Consider the following 12,836-nt stretch of genomic DNA (forward strand, 5'->3'; position numbering starts at 1 on the left):
TCAGTCCAGCAGCTTGCGCCGCATCGCCTCGGCGACCGCGGCGGCCCGGTCTGACACCCCGAGCTTCTCGTAGAGCCGCTGCACGTGGGTCTTGACCGTCGAGGGCGCCAGATAGAGCTCCTTGGCCATCGAGGGGATGCTCAGGCCCTTGGCGATGAGATCGAGCACCTCACGCTCGCGCGGGCTGAGCACCGGCGCGTCGGGTTCGTTGCGCCGCCGGATCTCACCGGCCAGCCCCGCGGCGAGGTTCGGATCGATCACGTCGCGGCCCTTGGCGCAGGACAGCACCGCGTTGACCAGCTCACTGCGGGTGGACTCCTTGGACAGGAAACCCGCCGCGCCCTGCTGCAGGGCGGTGTACACGATGGCCGACTCGTCGTGCGCGGAGATCAACAACACCCGGGTGCCGAGCTCGTCGCGGCTGACGGCGGCCGCCACCTGCGCGCCGTCGAGTTGCGGCATGCGGTAGTCCAGTAGCGCCACCTGGGGCCGGTGGGTCTTGATGAGTTCCAGTGCGTCCGCGCCGTTGTCGGCCTCGGCCACCACGTCGATCTCGCCGCTGGAGGTCAGTGCCCGCACCACACCCTCGCGGAACATCGGATGGTCATCGCCCACCACCACCCGCACCTTCTCGGCCATGGCGCACAGCATCCCACAGGCAATAACGTCGGAACCCCGAAAAACACGCAAGAATCACCCCCATGCATCTGGACGAGCTGCACTGGTTCGTCGTCCTCGCCGAGACCGAGCACGTCACCGACGCCGCAGCCGAGCTCCACATCAGCCAGCCCACCCTGTCGCGAGCCCTGGCCCGGCTCGAGGACGAGGTGGGCACCCCGTTGTTCGACCGGGTCGGCCGCCGGTTACGCCTCAACGCCTACGGCGAGATCCTGCTCGAGCACGCACGGCGCAGCTTGGCCGAGATGCGTTCTGCCAGTGAGCGAATCGCCGCGGTGCGCGATCCCGACACGGGAACTGTTCGGCTGGCGTTCCTGCATTCGCAGGCCAGCTGGTTCGTACCCGACCTGCTGCGGCGGTTCCGCGCCGAAGCGCCCCGCGTGCAGTTCGCCCTGATCCAGGGCGCCGCCCACGACATCGTCGACGCGCTGGCCGGCGGTCGAGTCGACCTGGCCATCACCTCCCCACGCCCGGACGGTTACCGGTGGCGTGGCCTGTATCTGGAGCGGTTGTGCCTGGCCGTGCCGCGGGGGCACCGGTTCGCCGACCGGGCCCGGATCCGGTTGGCCGAAGCCGGCGACGAGCCGTTCGTCGCGCTGGCACCCGAGTTCGGGCTGCGTCAGCTCACCGACGAACTGTGTGCCGAGGCCGGGATCGAGCCTCAGGTGGTGTTCGAGGCGATGGAGATCCCGACGATGGAGGGTCTGGTCGCCGCGGGCTTCGGCGTCGCGGTCGTGCCCGTCCCCCGGTCCGAGCGCGCCGAGCCGGGCGCGGTCTACGTCCCGTTGTTGCAGACCTCGGCCAAGCGTCAGCTGGGCTTGGCCTGGCCCGCGGATCGGCCGTTGCCGCCTGCGGCGGAACGCTTCGCCGAGTTCGTCATACGTCAGGCGCATGAAGATACCTAGTTCTATGCATTGGACACATCGAAGGTAGCTACCTAACGTCATTTCGGTGACTACAGGTTCGACAATCTCGGCTGACTGGCAAGGACATACCCGCGGCTCCGCCGACTACCGTCGCCTGCTCGCCGCGTTGTTCTGCGCCGGCGTCGCCACGTTCGCGCAACTGTATTCACCACAAGCGGTCTTGCCCCTGATCGCGCGTGACCTCGGCACCGGCGCCGCGGGCACCGCGCTGGCCGTGTCGACCGCCACCATCGGCCTCGCAGTCGGCGTGATCCCGTGGGCCGCCGTGGCAGACCGCATCGGCCGGGTTCAGGTGATGACGATATCCGTCACGGCCGCAACAGTTCTCGGCCTCCTGGTGCCACTGTCCCCGACATTCCAGCTACTGCTGGCCGGCCGGTTCCTGGAGGGTCTCGTGGTGGCAGGCGTACCGGCCGTCGCGGTCGCCTACCTGACCGAGGAGATCAACGCCGGACACGCGGCCAGGGCCGCAGGCACCTACGTCGCCGGCACGACCATCGGCGGGCTGGCCGGCCGGCTCGTCACCGGGCCCGTGGCCGAACACTTCGGCTGGCGCATCGGCGTGCTGACGGTGGCCGTGCTGTGTGGGCTGGCCGCGCTGGCGTTCGCCAAACTCGCGCCACCCGCGCAGGGATTCACGCCCACCCGCAGTCACCGCGAGCTGGGTCCACGGCTGTGGGCCAATCTGCGCTCGCCACGCCAGTTGGTGCTCTACGCGCAGGGCTTCCTGTTGATGGGCGGGTTCGTCGCGATCTACAACTTCCTGGGCTTCCGGCTGATGGCCGCGCCCTTCCATCTGCCGCAGACCGCGGTCAGCCTGGTGTTCGTGGCCTACCTGGCCGGCACCTGGGCTTCGGCGCGCGCGGGCGCCGAAGCCACCCGGTTCGGCCGACGGACGGTGCTGCTCTCCTCGATCGCGACGATGATCGTCGGCGTCGCCATCACGACCAGCCACAATCTGGTGTCCGTGCTGGCGGGACTGGTAATCGCCACCGCAGGGTTCTTCGGGGCGCACGCCATCGCGTCGGGTTGGGTCGGCACTGCCGCATCCGCCGACGGCAAGGCGCAGGCCTCGTCGCTCTACAACCTCTTCTATTACGGCGGGTCGAGCGCCGTCGGCTGGTTCGGCGGGGTGGCCTTCGATGCGGCCGGGTGGAACGCGGTGGCGGCGGTGGTCATCGGCCTGGCGGTCGTGGCGGGGCTACTGGCGTGGACGCTCGGTCGTCGCCACAACGGCGAGCCGCTCAATCACCACAGCTCGATGTCACGGCCGTACTCCGACTCCGGACGCGGACCGAAGTAACGCCGCTGTGACTCCTCGATGAGAACGTCGTTGATGCTGGCCTCGCGCCGAGCCATCAACCCGTCATCGGTGAACTGCCACAACTCGTTGCCGTAGCTGCGGTACCACTGCCCGTCGGCGTCATGCCACTCGTACTGGAACCGCACCGCCATCCGGTTCTCCCGGAATCCCCACAGGCTCTTACGCAGCACGTAGTCCAGCTCGCGCTGCCATTTCCGGGTCAGGAATTCCACGATCTGCTCGCGGCCGACGATGTGCTCGGCACGGTTACGCCAGTGGGAGTCCGGCGTGTAGGCCAGGCTCACCCGGTGCGGGTCACGGGTGTTCCAGGCGTCTTCGGCGGCTTGGACCTTCTGCGTGGCGGTTTCCAGAGTGAACGGCGGGAAAGGCGGGCGGCTACCGGGCGGGGGAGTTCCAGTCATGCCTATGTTCTACCTGTCTAACCATGTGTCATATCGTGGCTGGCATGGACTTCGCGATGTCAGCCAAGGCGGCTGATTACCACAAGCGGCTCACCGACTTCATGACCGAGCACGTGTTCCCGGCGGAGTCGTCTTACGAGGCGTATCGCGAGGAGCGTGGCCCCAAAGACCACACCGTGCCGCCCGTGATCGAGGAGCTCAAGGTCAAGGCGAAGGCCGCCGGGCTGTGGAATCTGTTCCTGCCCTCGGAGTCGGGGCTGACCAACCTGGAGTACGCACCCCTGGCCGAGATCTCGGGGTGGAGCCTGGAGCTCGCCCCCGAGGCGATCAACTGCCAGGCGCCCGACACCGGCAATATGGAGACCCTGCACCTGTTCGCGACCGAGGCGCAGCGCAAGCAATGGCTCGAGCCGCTGTTGGCCGGCGACATCCGCAGCGCGTTCGCGATGACCGAGCCTGCCGTGGCCTCCTCGGACGCCCGCAACATCGAGACGACCATGTTGCGCGACGGGGCCGACTACGTCATCAACGGCCGCAAGTGGTGGATCAGTGGGGCCGCCGATCCGCGCTGCAAGATCCTCATCGTGATGGGCCGCACCAATCCGGACGCGGCCTCGCACGCCCAGCAGTCGATGATCCTGGTGCCGATCGACACGCCCGGTGTCGACATCCAACGGTCCCTGCCGGTGTTCGGCTGGCAGGACCAGCACGGGCACTGCGAGATCGTGTTCGACAACGTGCGGGTGCCTGCCGAGAACCTGCTCCACGAGGAAGGCAGCGGGTTCGCCATCGCCCAGGCCCGGCTGGGTCCCGGCCGCATCCACCACTGCATGCGTGCACTCGGGGCGGCCGAGCGGGCGCTGGCGTTGATGGTCGACCGGGTGCAGAAGCGGGTCGCGTTCGGTAAGCCGTTGGCCGAACAGGGTGTGGTGCGCGAGTCGATTGCCAAGTCGCGCAACGAGATCGACCAGGCCCGGCTGCTGTGCGAGAAGGCCGCCTGGACCATCGACCAGCAGGGCAACAAGGCTGCCCACGTGCTGGTGTCCCAGATCAAGTCGGTGGCGCCGCAGGTGGCGTGCACCGTCATCGACCGGGCCATCCAGGTTCACGGTGCGGCCGGCATCAGCGACGACTTCCCGTTGGCGCGGCTCTACGGCTGGCACCGCGCGATGCGGCTGTTCGACGGACCCGATGAGGTACACATGCGCACCATTGCCCGCGCCGAACTCGGTCGCGAGAAGTCCCCACTTGCTTCGGCGGCGAGCCGCCAATCGAGCACGGCGGTGACGTCCGCATGACCGTCGAGCTGGGAGAACTGTCGGGAGCGTGGAACTTCCGAGATGTGGCGGAGTCCACCGGGATTCGGCCCGGCCGGCTCTACCGGTCCAGTGAGCTGAGCGCGCTCTCCGACGCGGGACGCGACCGGTTCCGCAACTTGGCCATCACCGATGTCGCCGACCTGCGCTCGTACCGCGAGGTGCAGCGCCGTGGCCCCGGCCTGGTGCCCGACGGCGTCGAGGTCCACATGTTGCCGTTCCACTTCCAGGACGACTCCGATCAAGAAGCACCGCACGAGTCCACCTTCCAGCGGGTGATGGCCGAGTCCCCGAGCGACGAGAACATCGTCGACGCCGCCAAGCGGTACATGGTCGAGGTCTATGAGGAATTCCCGACCCTGCCCGGCGCGCATACCGCTGTGCGCCAAGTGATCTCGCTGCTGGCCGCCGGCCGGCCCGTACTCGCGCACTGCTTCGCAGGCAAGGACCGCACCGGGTTCACCGTGGCGACCGTGCTGAATGCCGTCGGCGTCTCGAGCGACACCGTGATGGCGGACTTCCTGCGCAGCAACGACGCCATCGTTGCGCTGCGCGAGCGCATCCTCGAGTCGGTGCGGGCCCGATCAGCCGACGCTGAGGTCATCTCCTTCGCCGAAGCTCGCCTGACCGACGAGGTGCTCGGCGTGCGCGAGGAGTACCTCGACGCCGCGTGGCGCACGCTCGAGCAGAGCTACGGTTCGCCGTCCGGCTTCCTACAGGCTGCCGGTGTGACGGACGCGGACCTCGCCGGACTGCGTGCGACGCTGCTGGGTTAAGCCTTGCCGTTTTGCGGGGCGATCCGGCGTTGTTCGTTGCGCATCAGCACCTGCCCGGCACCGAGCAACAGGGCGACGGGCCAGTCGATGATCTCGACCGCCACGAGCACGCCCAGTGCGCTGTAGAAGGCCAGCTGCTCAGGGGGCGGCACCGCGACGCGGCCCACCACCGGCAACGTCAGCGCAAAGCCGCGGGCATCGCGCACCCGCTGCACCGCTTCGCGGTGACTCTGTGCCTGTTGCGATTCTTCGGGCATTCGTCACCTCTCCGTCATGTCGGTTTCGACTTTTCGACGTCTCGATTACGCACCGTGACAGGCGTGACAACGTCCACTGTGCCGGTCGATCCAATGGCCGACATCGTGGCGCGTGTCTTGACCGTTCCGTTGCGCGAGCTGTACGCGGTGTTGTGGCGCTGCGGCGTCCTGCACATCGACGACCACCCAGTCGCCTCGACCGACAGCTGACACCGCTCGCGCTGATCACTGCGCGGTGCGCGAGCCCGAACGCCGAGTCCCGGTTCGGCGCGCGCCCGCTTTCCGCGGACGATTCGACGCGGGCCGCGACTCACTCGGCGTTTCGTTCTCCTCGGTACGGGTGCGCCGACTGATCTCGTGTACCGCGAGCACCGTGCCACCGACGGTCAACAGCACCGGCCATTCGACCAACCCCGCAGCGCCGATGCCCGCCATGGTGAGGGCGGCAGCGGCCGATGACTTGCTGCCTTGTCTGAGGCCGGAATTGACCCCGGAGCCGACTCCTTTGATCCCGCCCACCACGCCGTTGACCGCGGCGCCTCCGAGAGCTCCGGCGGTGGCTGTGGCGGCGTCTGCGGTGCGACCGACGATTTGAGCGGTGCCAGAAAGAATGTTCACGTTGGGACTCCTCACGTTCCCCGGTTTCAGCACTACCCGCTTCCCCGACTTTCCACACCGGATCGGCAGTACTGACAGGGTGCTGTCAGCGAAGCCTGGCCACGGCGATCGTGACCTCCACCTCATCGGCCACCTTCATAGCGCCCATCAGCATCGAATACTGCTTGATGCCGAAATCGGAATGCCGCACCACCGCCTCACCCGCGATGCGCCACTCCGCGCCGTCGGGCTCGACGCGGACGTCGACGGTCTGCCCACCGCTGCGCCCGGCGATCTGCAGGGTTCCGACCAGTCGCAGCGTGTCACCGTTGCGGTCGATCGCCGACGACCGAAACGTCGCCTGGGGAAACCGCTTGGCCTGCAACGTCTTCAGCGCGTTGGTACGCACCAGCGTCTTCTCGGCACCGGACAGCGGCGTCATCCCGCCCTCGCCGTGGACGACGTCGAGGGAATCGAGGTCGATGGTCACCTCGACACCAGAGGGGTCGTCACCGTCCCAGTCCACCGTCGCTCGCCACGACCGCATCGCGATGGTCAACCGGTGCCCCATGCGCGCCGCGGTACCGATGACGCCCGTATGCAGCAGCACCTCGCCGTCGGAAGCGCTCAATGTCCATTGCCCAGTCAATTGCTGAACACCAATCCCGTCACCCAGGCCGCCGTGGCCAGCAGCGCGCCGGTCAACTCCACTCCGACCGACAGCGCCACGCCCTTGAGTGCGTGCACCGTCGACGCCCAAGCTCGGCGTCCGTCTCTCCGCACCGACAACTCCGCCAGGTACACCCCGACCACGAAGCCGAGCAGCAGACCCAGGACCGGGATCGCGAAGAACCCGATGATCCCCAGCACGCCACCAGCCACCAGACTCCACGTCCGGACGTCGGCGGCGCGCATGCGGCGCACCGGCCACAGGTACTTGACCACCTCGGTGGTGATGAACAGCGCCGCCGCGACCCCGAGCACCACCCACGACACCGCGGTGTGTTCGACGATCGCCCACACCGCGATAGCGGCGAACACCAGCAGCCCGCCCGGTAGGACCGGCACGACGATGCCGACCAGTCCGACGGCGATGGCGACCGCGACGAGTACGACGCCAAGAGTGCTCACGGCTTCTGGCCGCGCACCCACTGGATGGCGCCGACGCTCTTGGTTCGCACCCTGAGCAGGCCGAGTTCCTCGAAGATGTCGCCGATCTCGTCCTGACCGAAGAACCGCGCGCCGCCCTTCGACAGCAGGCGCACCGGGCCGCGCCCGACTGTGGGCACCATGACGGCGATGCGCCGGCCCGGACGCAGCACCCGCACCATCTCGGACAGTGCGGCGTCGGCGTCGGGGATCAGCTGCAGCACTGCGATCGAGTTCACCGCGTCGAAGGTTTCGTCCCGGAACGGGAGTCGCTGGGCGTCCGCGCGGATGAAGCCCACCTGCCGGCCCGCTTCGGCGGCGACCGCCCGGGCGAGCATGGGCTCGGAGATGTCGATGCCGAGGGCCAACCCGTCGAGGCCGGCGGCCCGAGCCAGCGCCGCGGTGACGTTGCCGGGGCCGCTGCCGACGTCGAGCACGACGCCACCGGACGGGATGTTCAGCCAGTCGACGGGCGGTCGCGTCACCGCCAGTAGCCGACGGTTCAGCAACTGGGCACGGTCGTAGAGCATCGACCCGACCGGGGATGCCCACCACTTCTGGATCGTCCCCGAGTTCTTGGGTGCGTCGGAGCCCGCGCCCAACAGATCGAGGTAGCCCTTGCTGGTATCGGGATCAACCGGCGGATCGATCAACAGATCTAGTGCCCGGCGCAGTGCTTGATTCGACGCAGTGTCCACAGCTCCACGCTACGCACCGAGCTGGTCGGCGAGGTCGAGAAAATCGGTCGCCACCACATCGAACTCGCCCGGTTCGACGACGTGGAGCTCGCCGTGCGGGCCATGTTCTCGGGGCCGGGCCACGTAGGCCGTGCCCAACCCGGCCGCCTGGGCCGCCCGCAGGTCCGACGGATGTGCGGCGACGAGCGTCAGCTCGCCGGGTGCGACGTCGAGCAGTTCGGCACAGCCCAGATACGCCTCGGGATCGGGTTTGTAGTGCCGGAACAGCTCAGCCGATATCACGCAATCCCACGGCAGCCCAGCATGTTTGGCCATGCTGGTCAGTAGGGACAGGTTCCCGTTGGACAGCGTGGTGATGACGAAGCGGTCCTTGAGCCGGGTCAGCCCGGCGACCGCATCGGGCCACGGGTTCAGCCGGTGCCACGCGCGGTTGAGGTGATCGACCTCGTCATCCCCGGCCTCGATCCCGGCCTCGGTGAGCAGCGAGACCAGGATCTGGCGGTGCAGGTCGTCGATCCTCGTCCACGGCAGCTCCCCGCGCCGCACCCGGTCCATCGCCGGGGCGTAGCCGGCCCGCCAGGCATCGGCGAAGGCCGGCCAATCCCGTTGCAGCCCACGGGTGTTCCCGAACGCCGCGAGTTCGGCGATGATGGATGACCGCCAGTCGACGACGGTCCCGAATACGTCGAACGCGAGAGCTTTCATCACGGCTCCAGCACCAGCTTCCCGCGCACTTGCCCGCCGGCCAGCGCATCGAGTGCCGCGGTCCCGTCGGACAACGGATGCCGCACGGGCGGCGGCGGACGCAGGCCGCCGGCCACCAGCTTGTTCAGTTCGGCTCCGACCTGCCCCTGGGCGGCCGGGTGGCGGCGCAGGAACTCGCCCCACCCCACACCCACCACGCTGACGTTGCGCAAGAGCAGGCGGTTCACCTTGACGGTCGGAATTCCGCCACCGGCGGCGAATCCGATCACCAACAGCCGCCCCTCGGGCGCCAGCACGCGGATGGCGTCGTCGAAGGCGTCACCCCCGATCGGGTCCACGACCAGATCGACGCCCTGGCCGTCCGTGGCGTCGAGCACCGCCTGACGCCAACCGTCGGTCAGCGGCAACACCACGTCGGCGCCCACCGACGTCACGAACTCCTCGGCACCGGACCTGTGCACCATCGCAATGACCTTGGCGCCCATGGCCTTTGCGAGCTGGATCGATGCGACACCGATGCCGCCCGCCGAGCCGAGCACCAGAACGGTCTCGCCCGCCTGCAGGCCGCCGCGGCGGGCCAGCGCGAACTGCATCGTGTAGTAATTGCCCAGCAACGACGCGGCCTGGCCGTCGTCGATGCCGTCGGGAGTCGGGATGACGCTGGACGGCGCGACAGCCACCTGCTCGGCGTACCCGCCCAGCATCGTCATCGCGGACACCCGCTGCCCCGGCCTGAACCCCGACCCCCCGGGCGCCGACCGCACGGTACCGGCGACCTCCATGCCCGGGGTGAACGGCGGCTCCAGTCGCAGCTGGTACTCGCCGCGCAACAGCAGCAGATCCGGAAAGCAGACGCCGGCGGCGCCGACGTCCACGATCACCGCATCGTCGGACACAGGATCGGGGACGTCGACGTACGCCAGTCCGGACGTACCGGTGAGTGCCTGCGCTACAAGCGCTTTCACTTGTTCTAGCCCAGCTTGAAGCTGGCCTGCTGCGCTGCGGACAGGTCGGTGATCTCGCCCCACTTGGCGGCGATGTCATCGACCGAGGGCACCTCGGTGAAGGTCACGCCGTCGTTCTGGAACAGCGCGGTGCGCTGCACCTTGCCACCGCCGACGATGAACACCGAGTCGGTGTCGGGCAGTTCCTCGGTCATCAGGTAGGCCACCACCGGGGCGACGTACTCGGGCGTGAGCTTCTCGAACACCTCGGGCGGCAGGATGTCCTGGGTCATGCGGGTGGCGGCGATCGGCGCGACCGCGTTGGTCTTGATGTTGTACTTGGCGCCTTCCTGGGCCAGCGTGTTGATCAGGCCGACGAGGCCGAGCTTGGCGGCACCGTAGTTGGCCTGGCCGAAGTTGCCGAACAGGCCGCTGGTGGAAGTGGCGACGACGACACGGCCGAAGCTCTGCTCGCGGAAGTGCGGCCACGCGGCGCGGATGACGTTGTATCCGCCGTAGAGGTGCACCTTCAGCACGGCGTCCCAGTTCTCGAACGTCATCTTGTGGAACGTGCCGTCGCGCAGGATGCCTGCGTTGCTGACCACGCCGTCGACCTTGCCGAACTCGTCGAGCGCGGTCTTGATGATGTTCTCGGCGCCCTCAGGCTCGGCGACGCTGTCATAGTTGGCGACGGCGCGTCCGCCCGCGGCCTTGATCTCGTTGACCACCTCGTCGGCCATGTTGTGTCCCGCACCGGTGCCGTCGCGGGCGCCGCCGAGGTCGTTGACGACGACGCTGGCGCCCTCGCGGGCGAGTGTCAGGGCGTACTCACGCCCCAGACCACCACCGGCGCCGGTGACGACAACAACGCGATCCTGCACTCCTGGCATGACGGTTCCTCTCGGTTAAAGGGCTGAGCTCGGGCCCGTCAGCAATCACCACTGTCGGGCGTCCTTCTCTGTATACGGCGGCCAGATCGTCGTCCGTGCACCGGGTCAGCCGAAGACACCCCCCGCCCGGACGCAGTGAGCACTGTCACGGCGCTCCGCGAGGTTTTACCGGAATGAACACCCCCGGCCTCTAGTTGAACGAGTCAGAAAAGCAACAGAACAAAGAAGAGGCAAGAGAAATGAAGAAGTTTGGATTCACCGCCGTCGTCGCAAGCGGACTGGCCGCCGCCGTCTTGGGCCTGGCTGGACCGGCATCGGCCGGGGTGGACCACCAGGACTGGCTCAACCAGGTCGGCCAGCACGTGAACGTGCCGCAGGTCGACACGACGGTTCACCAGAGCCGCTGATGACAACCAAAGCGGGGCACCGGAAAGCATCCGGTGCCCCGCTTTTGTGTTGCGTTGCTTCTAGATCCGTTCGGCGGTGACGAACGTCGCGAAGGCGTCGTCGTCGTGCGGGTGCTGCAATTCGACAGAGCGGTTCAGCCGGCGCATCTCGGCCAGGGAGTGCACGCCGTTGGCTCGCCAGCCGTGCTCGTTGAGCCACTGTGTGACGTCGGCGCGGTCCGGGTCCTCGTACACCAGGTTCTGGATGTCGAGCGCCTGCTCCAGGTTGAACTGCGCGGCGAACCGCGCGAACCGCTCCCGCATCTCCTCGCGCCGCTCCGCGGCCGTGTGCCCGGCGGTCTCGGCCGCGATGCGGCTGCCCGGCGCCGACAGTTCGGTGATCTGCTCGAAGAGCCGGTCCTGAGCATCGGCGGGCAGGTACATCAGCAACCCCTCGGCCAGCCACGCCGTGGGCCGCCCGGCATCAAAACCGGCCTCCCGCAAGGCCTTCGGCCAGTCGAAGCGCAGGTCCATCGGCACCTCGTGGCGCTCGGCCTTCGGCTGCACACCATGCTCGGTGAGCGTGGCGGCCTTGTACTCCAGCACCTTGGGCTGATCGATCTCGTAGACCGTGGTGCCCGCGGGCCACTCCAGCCGGTAGGCCCGGGAATCCAGACCCGATGCCAGGATGACGACCTGGCGGACACCGGCCTGCACGGCGGCGGCGAAGTACTCGTCGAAGAAGTGCGTGCGCACCGCCTGGTAGTTGCCCATGTGCTCGAAGATGGCCGCCGCCTCAGCGTCGGCCGACTCGATCTTGGTGGCAAAGTCCTTGTCCAGCAAGGTTTCCCAGATACCGGTGCCGGCACCGGTGACCAGCAGCCGGGCATACGGGTCGGTGATCAGCGGGTCCTCGCGCTCGGTTTCCGCGGCGCGGGCGGCGGCCACCATGACGGCCGTGGTACCGACGCTGGTGGCGATGTCCCAGGTGTCGTCGTGACTGCGCAGTGAGCTCATCTGACCGATGCTACTCAGCAAGTTAGGCAAGCTATGGGCTGGTGTGTTCCAGCTCACGCATCAATCGCGCAATTGCCAGAGTTTGTTGGCCATCAGCAGTTCGAACTTGTCCACGATGACCCCGAGTTCGTCGGCATTGCCGACGTATCCGGCGTAGAAACCCATGCCCCACATCACCGCGATCAGCATCTCCACGATCGCAGGAATGTCGGTGTCGCCACTCAACTCACCGCGCTCGACCGCGTCGTTGACCGCCCAGGACACAAACGCCCGGGAACTCTTGAGCGCGTCATGTTCCTCCGACACCAGATCGGGGTGCCGCTGGGCCTCCAACACGGAGGTGACCAGGAACGCGGCCGTCGATCGGTCGCTCGAGTCGGCGTCCATCGCAGCGGCGAAAAAGGCCGACAGGCGACCGAGCAACGTGGACGACTCATTGGCCTTGGCAATTCCCGCGGCAATCACCGACGCATTGGTCTGCTCGACCACCTCGCGGTACAGCACACTTTTACTGCCGAAGTAATGGTTGATCGCGGGCCGGGTCAGATCCGCCCGGATAGCTATCGCCTGGAAAGTGGCAGCGTCATACCCGAGTTCGCTGAACACCTCGCGCGCGGCATGCAAGATGCGCTCACGGGTCTCCGCAGCCTTAGCTGCGGGGGGACGGCCTGGTCCCCGGCTCGCGGTATGCGCCACATGACAAAGTGTGCCACAACACACCCGGCACTTGTCGCAACACCTGCCGTCGCGACGCCATTGGCGACATTCTCAG

At 67.7% G+C, this 12,836-nt stretch carries 18 protein-coding genes; 6 read left to right on the forward strand and 12 right to left on the reverse strand.

Features of this window, described 5'->3' with window-relative positions; genetic code table 11:
- Complete coding sequence (locus BTO20_RS35795; protein WP_087081137.1) at nt 1–651, reverse strand: response regulator; 651 nt, start codon at nt 649–651, stop codon at nt 1–3.
- Between the two features lie 50 nt (nt 652–701).
- Between BTO20_RS35795 and BTO20_RS35800 the strand changes: the two genes are divergently transcribed.
- Together BTO20_RS35800 and BTO20_RS35805 are read left to right on the forward strand one after the other, a co-directional pair.
- Nucleotides 702–1,583, forward strand: a complete 882-nt coding sequence (locus BTO20_RS35800; RefSeq protein ID WP_087081139.1) for a LysR family transcriptional regulator — start codon at nt 702–704, stop codon at nt 1,581–1,583.
- A gap of 46 nt (nt 1,584–1,629) precedes the next feature.
- Nucleotides 1,630–2,907, forward strand: coding sequence for an MFS transporter (locus tag BTO20_RS35805; RefSeq protein ID WP_087081141.1), 1,278 nt, complete (start codon nt 1,630–1,632; stop codon nt 2,905–2,907).
- Here the strand turns inward: BTO20_RS35805 and BTO20_RS35810 are convergent.
- Nucleotides 2,853–3,329 (reverse strand): nuclear transport factor 2 family protein, encoded by a 477-nt coding sequence (locus tag BTO20_RS35810; protein WP_087081143.1) that lies wholly within the window; start codon nt 3,327–3,329, stop codon nt 2,853–2,855. The genes BTO20_RS35805 and BTO20_RS35810 overlap by 55 nt on opposite strands.
- Before the next feature lie 56 nt (nt 3,330–3,385).
- On the opposite strand from BTO20_RS35810, the gene BTO20_RS35815 reads away from it, so the two are divergent.
- Nucleotides 3,386–4,627 carry an acyl-CoA dehydrogenase family protein gene (locus tag BTO20_RS35815; RefSeq protein ID WP_198344615.1) on the forward strand — a complete coding sequence of 414 codons (1,242 nt, stop codon included), beginning with the start codon at nt 3,386–3,388 and terminating at the stop codon, nt 4,625–4,627.
- Complete coding sequence (locus BTO20_RS35820; protein ID WP_087081147.1) at nt 4,624–5,421, forward strand: tyrosine-protein phosphatase; 798 nt, start codon at nt 4,624–4,626, stop codon at nt 5,419–5,421. The genes BTO20_RS35815 and BTO20_RS35820 overlap by 4 nt, the downstream gene beginning before the upstream one ends.
- Here the strand turns inward: BTO20_RS35820 and BTO20_RS35825 are convergent.
- Nucleotides 5,418–5,678, reverse strand: a complete 261-nt coding sequence (locus BTO20_RS35825) for a hypothetical protein (protein ID WP_087081149.1) — start codon at nt 5,676–5,678, stop codon at nt 5,418–5,420. The two genes, BTO20_RS35820 and BTO20_RS35825, sit on opposite strands and share 4 nt — an antisense overlap.
- 63 nt (nt 5,679–5,741) lie before the next feature.
- Between BTO20_RS35825 and BTO20_RS39665 the strand changes: the two genes are divergently transcribed.
- A complete protein-coding gene (locus BTO20_RS39665; protein ID WP_157680410.1) occupies nt 5,742–5,888 on the forward strand; it encodes an Rv1535 domain-containing protein in 147 nt (48 codons plus the stop codon).
- 15 nt (nt 5,889–5,903) lie between these two features.
- Here the strand turns inward: BTO20_RS39665 and BTO20_RS35830 are convergent, their stop codons facing one another.
- The 7 genes from BTO20_RS35830 to BTO20_RS35860 form a co-directional block, all read right to left on the reverse strand.
- Complete coding sequence (locus BTO20_RS35830) at nt 5,904–6,296, reverse strand: hypothetical protein (protein WP_087081151.1); 393 nt, start codon at nt 6,294–6,296, stop codon at nt 5,904–5,906.
- A gap of 85 nt (nt 6,297–6,381) precedes the next feature.
- Entirely contained in the window at nt 6,382–6,951 is a 570-nt protein-coding gene (locus tag BTO20_RS35835) for a YceI family protein (RefSeq protein ID WP_087083180.1), read from the reverse strand.
- Nucleotides 6,921–7,406, reverse strand: a complete 486-nt coding sequence (locus BTO20_RS35840; protein WP_087081153.1) for a DUF456 domain-containing protein — start codon at nt 7,404–7,406, stop codon at nt 6,921–6,923. The genes BTO20_RS35835 and BTO20_RS35840 overlap by 31 nt, the downstream gene beginning before the upstream one ends.
- A complete protein-coding gene (locus tag BTO20_RS35845) occupies nt 7,403–8,122 on the reverse strand; it encodes a methyltransferase domain-containing protein (protein ID WP_087081155.1) in 720 nt (239 codons plus the stop codon). Before BTO20_RS35845 ends, BTO20_RS35840 begins: the two co-directional genes overlap by 4 nt.
- Nucleotides 8,123–8,131: 9 nt before the next feature.
- Nucleotides 8,132–8,827, reverse strand: coding sequence for a haloacid dehalogenase type II (locus tag BTO20_RS35850; RefSeq protein ID WP_087081157.1), 696 nt, complete (start codon nt 8,825–8,827; stop codon nt 8,132–8,134).
- Nucleotides 8,827–9,792, reverse strand: a complete 966-nt coding sequence (locus tag BTO20_RS35855) for an NADPH:quinone oxidoreductase family protein (protein ID WP_087081159.1) — start codon at nt 9,790–9,792, stop codon at nt 8,827–8,829. The genes BTO20_RS35850 and BTO20_RS35855 overlap by 1 nt, the downstream gene beginning before the upstream one ends.
- A gap of 5 nt (nt 9,793–9,797) precedes the next feature.
- Nucleotides 9,798–10,661 carry an SDR family oxidoreductase gene (locus BTO20_RS35860; RefSeq protein WP_087081161.1) on the reverse strand — a complete coding sequence of 288 codons (864 nt, stop codon included), beginning with the start codon at nt 10,659–10,661 and terminating at the stop codon, nt 9,798–9,800.
- A 239-nt stretch (nt 10,662–10,900) separates the two neighbouring features.
- Here BTO20_RS35860 and BTO20_RS35865 point away from each other — a divergent pair, with 239 nt between their 5' ends.
- A complete protein-coding gene (locus tag BTO20_RS35865) occupies nt 10,901–11,068 on the forward strand; it encodes a hypothetical protein (protein ID WP_087081163.1) in 168 nt (55 codons plus the stop codon).
- A 60-nt stretch (nt 11,069–11,128) separates the two neighbouring features.
- Here the strand turns inward: BTO20_RS35865 and BTO20_RS35870 are convergent, their stop codons facing one another.
- Together BTO20_RS35870 and BTO20_RS35875 are read right to left on the reverse strand one after the other, a co-directional pair.
- Nucleotides 11,129–12,064, reverse strand: a complete 936-nt coding sequence (locus BTO20_RS35870) for a class I SAM-dependent methyltransferase (protein WP_087081165.1) — start codon at nt 12,062–12,064, stop codon at nt 11,129–11,131.
- Nucleotides 12,065–12,124: 60 nt separating this feature from the next.
- Nucleotides 12,125–12,760, reverse strand: a complete 636-nt coding sequence (locus tag BTO20_RS35875; RefSeq protein ID WP_083164188.1) for a TetR/AcrR family transcriptional regulator — start codon at nt 12,758–12,760, stop codon at nt 12,125–12,127.
- Nucleotides 12,761–12,836: the final 76 nt, after the last annotated feature.

The sequence above is a fragment of the Mycobacterium dioxanotrophicus genome, assembly GCF_002157835.1.
Taxonomy (GTDB): Bacteria; Actinomycetota; Actinomycetes; order Mycobacteriales; family Mycobacteriaceae; genus Mycobacterium; species Mycobacterium dioxanotrophicus.